Origin of the sequence: Microbacterium algihabitans (genome assembly GCF_032464975.1) — a bacterium.
Lineage (GTDB): Bacteria > Actinomycetota > Actinomycetes > Actinomycetales > Microbacteriaceae > Microbacterium > Microbacterium algihabitans.
The window spans coordinates 1,072,252-1,082,646 of sequence record NZ_JAWDIU010000001.1 but is presented as its reverse complement, the minus strand read 5'-3'; the positions used below and the strand labels follow the sequence as shown (position 1 = coordinate 1,082,646).

At 69.3% G+C, this 10,395-nt stretch carries 10 protein-coding genes; 2 read left to right on the top strand and 8 right to left on the bottom strand.

Annotated features, from left to right (window positions below):
• Nucleotides 1–77: 77 nt before the first annotated feature.
• From kdpC to RWH43_RS05040, 5 genes are read right to left on the bottom strand one after another with little or no spacing between them, the layout of a single operon-like run.
• Nucleotides 78–668 (bottom strand): K(+)-transporting ATPase subunit C, encoded by a 591-nt coding sequence (gene kdpC, locus RWH43_RS05060; protein WP_144830608.1) that lies wholly within the window; start codon nt 666–668, stop codon nt 78–80.
• Nucleotides 669–679: 11 nt separating this feature from the next.
• Nucleotides 680–2,989, bottom strand: coding sequence for a potassium-transporting ATPase subunit KdpB (gene kdpB / locus RWH43_RS05055; RefSeq protein ID WP_316000836.1), 2,310 nt, complete (start codon nt 2,987–2,989; stop codon nt 680–682).
• Nucleotides 2,989–4,674: a potassium-transporting ATPase subunit KdpA gene (gene kdpA / locus RWH43_RS05050; protein WP_316000835.1), complete on the bottom strand. Its 1,686-nt coding sequence runs from the start codon at nt 4,672–4,674 to the stop codon at nt 2,989–2,991. The genes kdpB and kdpA overlap by 1 nt, the downstream gene beginning before the upstream one ends.
• A 1-nt stretch (nt 4,675) precedes the next feature.
• Nucleotides 4,676–4,765, bottom strand: coding sequence for a K(+)-transporting ATPase subunit F (kdpF, locus tag RWH43_RS05045; RefSeq protein WP_074696280.1), 90 nt, complete (start codon nt 4,763–4,765; stop codon nt 4,676–4,678).
• Entirely contained in the window at nt 4,762–4,992 is a 231-nt protein-coding gene (locus RWH43_RS05040; protein ID WP_316000834.1) for a hypothetical protein, read from the bottom strand. The genes kdpF and RWH43_RS05040 overlap by 4 nt, the downstream gene beginning before the upstream one ends.
• A 199-nt stretch (nt 4,993–5,191) precedes the next feature.
• Between RWH43_RS05040 and arfB the strand changes: the two genes are divergently transcribed.
• Entirely contained in the window at nt 5,192–5,629 is a 438-nt protein-coding gene (gene arfB, locus RWH43_RS05035; RefSeq protein ID WP_316000833.1) for an alternative ribosome rescue aminoacyl-tRNA hydrolase ArfB, read from the top strand.
• A 72-nt stretch (nt 5,630–5,701) separates the two neighbouring features.
• Here the strand turns inward: arfB and RWH43_RS05030 are convergent, their stop codons facing one another.
• The 3 genes from RWH43_RS05030 to RWH43_RS05020 form a co-directional block, all read right to left on the bottom strand.
• A complete protein-coding gene (locus tag RWH43_RS05030; protein WP_144830596.1) occupies nt 5,702–6,067 on the bottom strand; it encodes a PLD nuclease N-terminal domain-containing protein in 366 nt (121 codons plus the stop codon).
• Between the two features lie 102 nt (nt 6,068–6,169).
• Entirely contained in the window at nt 6,170–8,263 is a 2,094-nt protein-coding gene (locus RWH43_RS05025) for an APC family permease (protein WP_154096938.1), read from the bottom strand.
• A gap of 113 nt (nt 8,264–8,376) precedes the next feature.
• On the bottom strand, nt 8,377–9,225 hold the full coding sequence (locus RWH43_RS05020) for a serine hydrolase domain-containing protein (RefSeq protein WP_316000832.1): 849 nt from the start codon (nt 9,223–9,225) through the stop codon (nt 8,377–8,379).
• Between the two features lie 44 nt (nt 9,226–9,269).
• Here RWH43_RS05020 and RWH43_RS05015 point away from each other — a divergent pair, with 44 nt between their 5' ends.
• The gene (locus RWH43_RS05015) at nt 9,270–10,361 is read left to right on the top strand and encodes a VanZ family protein (RefSeq protein WP_316000831.1); all 1,092 of its coding nucleotides are present in this window, start codon (nt 9,270–9,272) and stop codon (nt 10,359–10,361) included.
• Nucleotides 10,362–10,395 lie beyond the last annotated feature (34 nt).

The following is a 10,395-nucleotide window of genomic DNA, read 5'->3' as shown; positions in this document are numbered from 1 at the left end:
TCGGACGCACGGCGCCGCCGCCGCGCGAGAGGCGCGACGGCGGCGGGTGACAGATGCATGTCCCTGATTCTCGTCTCTCAGAGGGCGTCGAGCGCGCGATTGAGCTCGACCACGTTCACGCGCGGGTCGCCGAGGTAGCCCAGGTCGCGCGAGATCGTGTGCTCGCTCACGAGGGATTCGACCTCGGATGCCGAGACACCCCGGGCCTCCGCGACGCGGGCGACCTGGCGCTCGGCGTTGGCCACCGAGATGTCGGGGTCGAGCCCGGATGCCGAGGCGGTCAGGGCGTCCGCCGGGATCTGCCCCGACCCGTCGAGCTCGACCGACGCGGCCGTGCGCTCCTCGATCGCGGCGATGAGGTCTTCGTTCTCGGGCCCCCAGTTCGATCCGCTCGAGGCGGTCGAGTCGTAGCCGTCGCCCGCGGCCGAGGGGCGGGACTGGAAGTACTGCGGGAGGGCGTTGCCGTCGGCATCCGTGAAGGACTGCCCGATCAGCTGCGAGCCCGAAACCTGTCCGTCGGCGGTCTTGATGAGCGAACCGTTCGCCTGGAACGGCAGGGCGACCTGGCCGACCGCAGTGATCAGCAGCATGTAGGCCACGCCGAGGAGCAGGGTGAAGACGGCCATCGCGCGGACGGCGACGCCGGTGGTACGCAGGGTGGTGCGCATGACGGGGCCTTTCAGAAGCCGGGGAGCAGGCTCACGACGAGGTCGATGAGCTTGATGCCGATGAAGGGGACGATGACGCCGCCGAGCCCGTAGACGAGCAGGTTGCGGCTGAGGATGCTCGACGCGCTCGCGGCGCGATACTTCACACCGCGCAGGGCGAGGGGGATGAGCACGATGATCACGATCGCGTTGAAGATGATCGCGCTCGTGACCGCGGATGCCGGGGAGTGCAGGCCCATGATGTTCAGCGCCGCGAGGCCCGGGAACACGCCCATGAACATCGCCGGAATGATCGCGAAGTACTTCGCGATGTCGTTGGCGAGCGAGAACGTGGTCAGCGCGCCGCGCGTGATGAGCAGCTGCTTGCCGATGCGCACGATGTCGATGAGCTTGGTCGGGTCGGAATCGAGGTCGACCATGTTGCCGGCCTCCTTCGCGGCCGAGGTGCCCGTGTTCATCGCGACACCCACGTCGGCCTGCGCCAGGGCGGGGGCGTCGTTGGTGCCGTCACCGGTCATCGCGACGAGGTTGCCGCCCTCCTGCTCGCGCTGGATGAGGGCGAGCTTGTCTTCGGGCGTGGCCTCGGCGAGGAAGTCGTCGACGCCCGCCTCTGCGGCGATCGCCTTGGCGGTGAGGGGGTTGTCGCCCGTGATCATCACGGTGCGGATCCCCATCGCGCGCAGCTCGCCGAAGCGTTCGCGCAGGCCGTCCTTGACGACGTCCTTGAGGTGGATGACGCCGAGGATGCGGCCGGTGCCGGTTGCGGCAGAGGTGGCTGAGCCTGTCGAAGCCACCGGGATCGGCGCGAGTCTGGTCCCTTCGACAGGCTCAGGGACCTCGGTTGCACGTTCGGAGGCCTCGGTCGCAGAGGTGGCTGAGCTTGTCGAAGCCACCGGGCGTCCTGCCGGAGTCCACGTCGCGACCACCAGGGGCGTGCCGCCGGACTGGGCGATGGCATCCGTCTCACTCATCAGCTGCGCGCGCAGCGCCGGGGCGACCGGGCTGCCCGAGGCCTCGAGCCACGCGAGCACGGCCGAACTCGCACCCTTGCGCACCTGCGTGCCGTCGACGAGGTCGAGGCCGCTCATGCGGGTCTGCGCGGTGAATGGGACGGGCTCCGCACCGCGGGGCATGTCGGCGACGATGCCCTGGGCCGCGGCCAGCTCGACAACCGAGACGCCCTCGGGCGTGGGGTCGGCCTGCGACGACAGCGAGGCGAACTCGGCGAGCTCGGGGCTGCCGATGCCCTTCATCGGCACGAAGGCCGACGCGCGACGGTTGCCGTAGGTGATGGTGCCGGTCTTGTCGAGCAGCAGGGTGGTGACATCACCCGCGGCCTCGACCGCGCGGCCCGACATGGCGAGCACGTTGCGCTGCACGAGGCGGTCCATGCCGGCGATGCCGATCGCGCTGAGCAGAGCACCGATGGTCGTGGGGATCAGGCAGACCAGCAGCGCCACGAGCACGGGGATCGACACGGGGGAGGCCGCGTACGAGGCGATCGGGTTGAGCACGAGCACCACGACGACGAAGACGATCGACAGGCTCGCGAGCAGGATGTTCAGCGCGATCTCGTTGGGCGTGCGCTGACGCGACGCGCCCTCGACCAGGGCGATCATGCGATCGACGAAGGTCTCACCCGGCTTCGAGGTGATCTTCACCACGATGCGGTCGCTGAGCACGCGCGTGCCGCCGGTGACGGCGCTGCGGTCGCCACCCGACTCGCGCACGACCGGGGCGGACTCGCCCGTGATGGCCGACTCGTCCACCGTCGCGATGCCCGACACGATGTCGCCGTCGCCGGGGATGAGCTCTCCGGTCTCGACCAGCACGATGTCGCCGAGGCCGAGGTCGCCCGAGGGGACGTCTTCGGTGGCGGCACGGGATGCCGAGGGATCGGCCTTCGCGTCGTACGAGACGACCCGGCGAGCCGAGGTCGTCGTGCGCGTCTTGCGCAGGGTCGCCGCCTGCGCCTTGCCGCGGCCCTCGGCCACCGACTCGGCGATGTTGGCGAAGAACACCGTGAGCCACAGCCAGACGGCGATGCCCCAGGTGAAGCCGAAGGGGAGGCTCTCGTCGCTCCCGCCGAGGAAGGGCTCGGCGATCGCGATGAGCGTCGTCAGGGCAGCGCCCACCCAGACGAGGAACATCACGGGGTTGCGCCACTGCGCGGCGGGATTGAGCTTCTTGGCCGCGCCCGGGAGGGCGGCCACGACCTGCGCGGTGCCGAATGCGCGGCGCGGGGCGGTGGGCGCGTGTTCGGCTGCGGGGGCCGGGGACCCTTCGACAGGCTCAGGGGCCATGTGAGTGGAAACGGACATCAGCGGGCAAGTCCTTCAGCGAGGGGTCCGAGGGTGAGGACCGGGAAATAGGTGAGAGCCGTCACGATCACGGCCACGCCGCCCAGAAGGCCGGCGAACTGCGGGCGGTGCGTCGGCAGGGTGCCGGCGGTCGAAGGCACGGCATCCTGAGCCGCGAGCGAACCGGCGAGGGCCAGCACGAACACGATCGGCAGGAACCGGCCGAGCAGCATCGCCACACCGAGCGCGGTGTTGAACCACGGGGTGTTGGCGGTGAGGCCCGCGAAGGCCGACCCGTTGTTGTTGGCGGCCGAGGTGAAGGCGTAGAGCACCTCGCTCAGTCCGTGGATGCCCGGGTTCCAGATCGAGGTGGCCTCGACGTCGGAGCGGATCGCCGGAATGCCGAAGCTCAACGCGGTCCCGGCGAGCACGAGGGTCGGGGTGACGAGGATGTACAGGCTCGCGAGCTTGATCTCCTTGGGGCCGATCTTCTTGCCCAGGTACTCGGGCGTGCGGCCGATCAGCAGCCCACCGACGAAGACCGCGATCACGGCGAGGATCAGCATGCCGTACAGGCCCGATCCGACCCCGCCGGGGGCGATCTCGCCGAGCATCATGTTGATCATCGGCATCATGCCACCGAGGGCCGTGTAGCTGTCGTGCATCGAGTTGACGGCACCGGTCGAGGTCAGCGTGCTGGTGGTGCCGAAGAGGGTCGAGCCGAAGATGCCGAAGCGCACCTCTTTGCCCTCCATCGCGCCACCCGCGAGCATCGGGGCCGTGCCGTTGCCGGCCATCTCGGCCCAGGTGAGAAGGGCGGCGGATGCCACGAAGATCGCACCCATCACGCCGAGGATCGTGTAGCCCTGACGGTCGTCGTTCACGATCCGTCCGAAGGCACGGGGGAGCGAGAACGGGATCACCAGCATGAGGAAGATCTCGAAGAGGTTCGTCCACGGCGTGGGGTTCTCGAACGGGTGCGCGGAGTTCGTGTTGAAGATGCCGCCACCGTTGGTGCCGAGCAGCTTGATGGCCTCCTGCGAGGCGACCGGCCCGCCGGGGATCGACTGGGCGGCGCCCGCCACCGTGGTGGCATCCGTGAATCCCGAGAGGTTCTGGATGACGCCACCGGCGAGCAGCACGATCGCCGCGATGACCGCGAAGGGCAGCAGCAGACGGTAGGTGCCGCGCACGAGGTCGACCCAGAAGTTGCCGATCACGCCGCTGCGGCGGTACGCGAAGCCGCGTACGAGGGCCACGGCGACGGCGATGCCCACGGCGGCCGACACGAAGTTCTGTACCGTGAGGGCGGCGAACTGCACGGTGTAGCCGAGCGTGGCCTCGCCCGAGTACGACTGCCAGTTGGTGTTCGTCACGAACGACACCGCCGTGTTGAACGACAGCGCCTCGCCGGGGGCGTCGAAGCCGAGCGAGAGCGGGAGCACCGCCTGCAGGCGCATGATCGCGTAGACGAACACGACGCTGACGAACGAGAACAGCAGCACCGAGCGCAGGTACGCCTGCCAGGTCTGGGCGCTGCGGGGGTCGACGCCGATCAGGCGGTAGGTGCCGCGCTCGACGGCGAGATCGCGCTCGCCGGTGTAGATGCGGGCGATGTAGTCGCCGACGGGGCGGTACGACAGGCCGAGGGCGACGATGAGGGTGAGGCTGGTCAAGACGATCGACCAGATGGTTCCGGAATCCATGTCAGAACTTCTCCGGTCGAACGAGCGCGACCACGAGGTACACGACGGCGGCGACCGCGAGCACGGCGGCCAGGATCGAGAAGAAGATCACGAGCGCTCACCGCCTCGACCGGTGGGGCGGGCGGACGAGGGGCGGGCCTCGGGGCCCATCTTCTCGACCCCCTTGGCGACGAGCGCGACCAGCGCGAAGATCGCGACGGTCACGGCGAGGAAGACGACATCGAGCACGACGACTCCAGATTCGGGTCTGACCGCGGGCGGGCCGCGGGCGCCGCGGGGCGGCACGTCTGTCGATACAACTCCGCCGGGAGCCGGCATCCGGGGCTCCTAACGCTTTCCCTACGGCTCCCTGACGGACGCATACGGAGTGCTTACGGGGTGGCTGGGCGGGGTCCCCTGCCCGCGAGACTGCATCTCGCTGACATCCCCGTTGCAGCCTGACGCGGAGTTGTCAGCGAGATGCAGTCTCGGCACCGCGTCGGGGCTGGCAGCTGCGCCGACCGCGCATGATGGAGGCATGCTCTCCTCCGACGGATCCGACGTGCGCGTGAGCGCGGCGCTCGTGATTCCGGCGGCAGAGCTGTCGTGGCGGTTCTCGCGCTCGTCGGGTCCGGGGGGTCAGGGCGTGAACACCGCCGACTCCCGGGTGGAGCTGATGTGGGATGCCGCGGCATCCGCCGTTCTGTCCCCCGTGCAGCGTGAGCGCGTGCTCGAGCGGCTCGGTGATCGGCTGGTCGACGGGGTGCTGACCATCGCTGCTTCGGAGCATCGCGCGCAGCTGCGCAATCGCGACGCCGCGCGGGCCCGGCTCGCGGCCCTCGTCGCCGACGCCGTGCGCCCGCCCGCCCCGCCGCGTCGCGCGACGAAGCCGACGCGCGGGTCGAAGGAGCGTCGGCTGCAGGCCAAGCAACGCCGCACCGACGTGAAGAAGATGCGCCGGCGCCCGACCGACTGACGCGGGCTCGTGCGTCCCCGTCATCCCGGGTGAGTGATCTGGACACTCAACGGGGCGACCGCGGCTCGGGAGTCAGCCCGCGGACCCATCCTCGGCACGGCGGCGGCGCACCTGCTCCTCGAGGTCGGCGAGGTGCATCTCGCGTTCGAGGTCGGCGATCTGCTGCTCGGTGGTGCGGCTCTCGCGCGGAGCCGGTGGGGGAGTGGGCTGCGCGTCCCTCTGCCAGCGCCGCGGGTCGCCGAACGACATCGGCGTCGACCGCTGCTCGTACTCGCGACCGAGCGTGAACCACAGAATCGACCCGATGAGCGGCAGCAGCACGATGAAGAACACCCACACGAACTTCGGCATGTGCTTCACCTGGTCGTCACGACGCGTGATCGCATCGATCAGAGCGATCACCATCACGGCGAGGGTCAGAAGGGCGAGGACCGGCATGGCATCCACCCTGGCGCAGCAGGCGACGCGGCGTCCACTCTCCGGCCGTGTCGCGAAACGCCGAACGCCCCCACCGCAGGGGCGAGGGCGTTCGTGACGGGCTCAGGATGCCGGCGGCTGCGGCACCTTCTTCGACTTGTGCGCCGGCACCTCGGCGACGGGCTGACCACCGCGCTGCTGGCCCGGCAGGGGACGCGACCGGCGGCCGTAGATGAGCTCCGACGAGTCGAGCAGCCACGGCACCAGGGTGATCGAGACGCCGTGCACGAGCATGAGCTGGTGCGCGAGGCGGCGCGAGCGGCGGTTGTGCAGGATCGACTCCCACCAGTGGCCCACGATGAACTGCGGCAGGTAGACGGTGACCACGGCCGAGCCGTTGTTCGCGCGGTACTTCTTGATGAAGGCCGTCACGGGCGAGGTGTAGGTGCGGTACGGCGAGTCGATGATGACGAGCGGGATCGGGATGTCGTGCTCGGCCCACTCCTTCTGCAGCTTCGCCGAGTCCTCTTCGGTGATGGCGACGTGCACCGCGAGGGTCTTCTGGTGGTTCGCGGCCAGGGCGTAGTCGATCGCCTTCATGACGGGCTTCTGCAGGCGGTTCACCAGCACGATGGCGACGTCGCCCGATGAGCCGAAGTGCACGGTCTCGTCCATGCGGATCTCGTGCTCGACGTCGCGGTAATAGCGGTTTACGCCGATCATGAGCACCGCGAGGATCGGGATCGCGATGAACACCAGCCACGCGCCGTGGGTGAACTTGGTGATGGTCACGATGACCAGAACGAGCACCGTCATCGCCGCGCCCACGGAGTTGATCCACAGGCCCGAGATGGCCGAGCGGCGTTCGATCGCGGCGGACTGCTGCTTCGCGGCCTCGGGCGGTAGATCCTTCAGCCCCCGCAGCGCGCGGCGCCAGTGCCGGACCATGCCGATCTGACCGAGCGAGAACGACACGAACACGCCGATGATGTACAGCTGGATCAGCGTCGTGAGGTTGGCCTGGTAGACGATCAGCACGCCGATGGCGACGATGCCGAGGATGATCATGCCGTTCGAGTACACGAGGCGGTCGCCGCGGGTGTTCAGCGCCTTGGGCGCGTAGCCGTCGCGGGCGAGCACCGCGCCCAGCAGCGGGAAGCCGTTGAACGCGGTGTTGGCCGCGAGCAGCAGCACGCACGCGGTGGCGGCCTGGATGATGAAGAACGGGATGCTGCCCATGCCGAAGGTCGCGGCGGCGACCTGGGCCATGAGGCTCGGCTGCGGGTTGTTCGCGCAGTCGAACCCGATCAAGTTGCACGGGTTCTCGGCGTAGTGCACGCCCGAGATGAGCGCGAGCGCCGTCAGACCGGCGAAGAGGATGATGGCGATGCCGCCCATCATCGTCAGCGTGGTCTGGGCGTTGCGGATCTTCGGCATGCGGAACGCGGGGACGCCGTTCGAGACGGCCTCGACTCCCGTCAGGGCCGAACAGCCGCTCGAGAACGCGCGCAACACGAGCAGGATCAGCGCGGCTTGCGTGAGCGATTCGGCCTGCACGGCGTACTGGGCGCTCTCGGCCACGGGGGCGTTGCCCAAGAGCGTGCGCCCGAGCCCGACGACGATCATCACGCCGACCGAGCCGATGAAGAGGTAGGTGGGGATCGCGAAGACGCCCGACGCCTCGCGCACTCCGCGGAGGTTGACGACGACGATGAGAATGACGAATCCGACGGCGATCTCGACGCGGAACGGATTCAATTCGGGCAATGCCGAAATGATGTTGTCGACTCCGGATGCCACCGACACGGCGACCGTGAGCACGTAGTCGACCAGCAGGGCCGCGGCCACCACGACACCCGGCACCTCGCCGAGGTTCTTGCTGGCGACCTCGTAGTCGCCACCGCCGGAGGGGTAGGCCTTGATCAGCTGCCGGTAGCTCAACACCACCACGACCAGCAGCGTCACGACCGCCACTGCGACCCAGGGGCTGAGGGTCAGCAGGGCGGTTCCTCCGATGAGCAGGATCATCAGGAGTTCCTGCGGGGCGTAGGCCACGGAGGAGAGTGCGTCGGAGGCGAAGATGGGCAACGCCATCTTCTTGGGGAGGAGCTGCTCGTCGAGTTTCTCGGAGGTGAGGGGCTCGCCGATCAGGATGCGTTTCGCGATCGGCGTCTCTTCGCCGTCAACGCGACTTTCGTCAGTCACGGCGCGCGACACTACGCGCACTAGGGGCGTTGCGCAATCTGACGCGCACATCGTTCAGCCCCTGGTCGCTGGAACGTGACCAACGAATGCAGCGGATGCCGTATTCCCGGCATCCGGAAATGTCTTCATCCGACGGTGATCCGTGCGATGAATGCGGCCACGGCGTCAGCGCCCGCGTGATCGTCGGCGGAGATCGTGACGACGGCGTCGTCGGCGAACACGACGAGCTGCCCGTATGCCCCGTGCAGGCGCCACGCGCCGCCCGGCCCTTCCCATCCGGCCAGGGCGTAGCGGCGGTACCCGTCGCCGGTGCTGCCGGTGTCGATCCAGCCCGAGTGCATGGCATCCACCGTCTCGGGTGAGACGAGGCGGCGACCGTTCCAGGCGCCCCGATCACGGATGAGCAGACCGATCCGCGCCATCTCCTCCGTCCGCAGCGCGAGCCCCTCGCCGCCGAGCACCCGCCCGTTCGGGCAGCGGCGCCACGAGAGGTCATCGAGCCCGAGGGGGGCGAACAGGCGTGGGCGCAGGAAGTCCTCGACGTCGCCGGTGCGCTGCGAGAGCACGTGCATCGCGGTGTAGGTGCTCGCATTGGAGTACTGGAACACGCGGCCGCGCGACGGACGCGACAAGAACTCGGCGGCGAGGTCGGGCCAGTCGGTCATCATCGTCTCGGAGTACGCGAAGTCCACGCCGCTCGACATCGTCAGCAGGTGCCTCAGCGTCACGTCCGAGACCGCCGGAACGAGACGGGCGACGGGCTCGTCGAGATCCACCAGCCCTTCGTCGGCGGCGAGGCCCGCGGCTAGCACCGCGACGGCCTTGGCGACGGAGTGGATCTCTTCGCGCACGTCGGGCGTCCAGCGATGCGTCGCCTCGTCGTCGCCGACGCGCACGTGCAGGCCGTGAGCGCCGAATCCGGTCTCGTCGATGCGGGCGACGATCTCGTCGCGGAGGGCGTCGGCGCGGGTCATGCAACCAGGCTAGGGCGCGCATCGATCGCACATAGGCTCGCGAAATGACCAACTTCGCCGTCTCGGGTGTGCTCGCTGTGTTCGCGGGAGCCTTGGTGGCGCTGCTGGCCTTCGTGCCGTTCGTCGCGATCAGCTACCGGCGCCGCGGCGGACTCACGATCTGGCGCACGCTCCTTTGGGCGGGCGCCGCGGTGTACTTCTGGGCGATCTGGACCTACACGCTGATCCCACTGCCCAGCTCGCAGGTCTACAGCTGCGCGGGCGTCAATCTGCAGCCCTTCGCTTTCGTCGACGACATCCGCGCCGCCGTCGCCGTGTCGGGCCGCTACCTGACCGATTCGGTCGTGCTGCAGGTGGCGTTGAACGTGATGCTGTTCGCCCCCCTCGGCTTCTTCCTGCGGGTGCTCGGCGGCCGCGGCATCGTCGTCGCGGGTCTCGCGGGACTGCTCGCATCGGGCCTCATCGAGACGACGCAGCTCACCGGAGTGTGGGGGATCTTCCCGTGCGCGTACCGGGTCTTCGACGTCGACGACCTGATCGCCAACACCAGCGGAGCCCTGCTCGGCTCGCTCCTCGCTTTCGCCGTGCCGGCGCAGCACCGGGGGGTCGAGAAGGCTCCGGATGCCGAGAAGCCCCGCCCCGTGACCCGCCGGCGGCGACTGCTCGGCATCGTCTGCGACGTCGTGGGCACCTGGCTCGTCGGCTTCGCCGTCGCGACGGTCCTGCAGGCGGCGCTCGTGCTGCTGGGCGGCGACGCGGTGTCGGAGTCGGCGCACGGCCTCGCCTCGATCGGCGGGACGCTCGCGGCGGCCGTCGTCTGGCTGATCGTGGTGCTCGGCACCGGACGCTCGATCGGCGATATCGCCACCCGGGTGCGTTTCACCGACGGGGTCCTGCCGACGTCGGCCGCGAGGCTGCTGCGCTTCGTCACCGGTGCGGGGGCGTACACGCTGCTCGCGGCACTCCCCGTGCCGTGGTCGTACACGGCCATCGTCCTCGCCCTCGTCACCGTCGCTCTGGTATTCGTCTGGCGCGACGGCCGCGGCCTCACGGGCTGGATCGGTCGGCGCCGCCTGGTCGACGACCGCGCGGGGGTGGTGAGCCCCTCGATGGACCAGGGCGAGTCGCGGGCCTGACGGCGGGTCGTCGGTCGCGGACATCGGTGAGCCT

What these genes read in the sequence shown, in the direction of transcription:
- kdpC (WP_144830608.1), bottom strand. Translation starts at nt 668, where the DNA reads ATGCGCACCACCCTGCGTACCACCGGCGTCGCCGTCCGCGCGATGGCC.
- kdpB (WP_316000836.1), bottom strand. Translation starts at nt 2,989, where the DNA reads ATGTCCGTTTCCACTCACATGGCCCCTGAGCCTGTCGAAGGGTCCCCG.
- kdpA (WP_316000835.1), bottom strand. Translation starts at nt 4,674, where the DNA reads ATGGATTCCGGAACCATCTGGTCGATCGTCTTGACCAGCCTCACCCTC.
- RWH43_RS05040 (WP_316000834.1), bottom strand. Translation starts at nt 4,992, where the DNA reads ATGCCGGCTCCCGGCGGAGTTGTATCGACAGACGTGCCGCCCCGCGGC.
- arfB (WP_316000833.1), top strand. Translation starts at nt 5,192, where the DNA reads ATGCTCTCCTCCGACGGATCCGACGTGCGCGTGAGCGCGGCGCTCGTG.
- RWH43_RS05030 (WP_144830596.1), bottom strand. Translation starts at nt 6,067, where the DNA reads ATGCCGGTCCTCGCCCTTCTGACCCTCGCCGTGATGGTGATCGCTCTG.
- RWH43_RS05020 (WP_316000832.1), bottom strand. Translation starts at nt 9,225, where the DNA reads ATGACCCGCGCCGACGCCCTCCGCGACGAGATCGTCGCCCGCATCGAC.
- RWH43_RS05015 (WP_316000831.1), top strand. Translation starts at nt 9,270, where the DNA reads ATGACCAACTTCGCCGTCTCGGGTGTGCTCGCTGTGTTCGCGGGAGCC.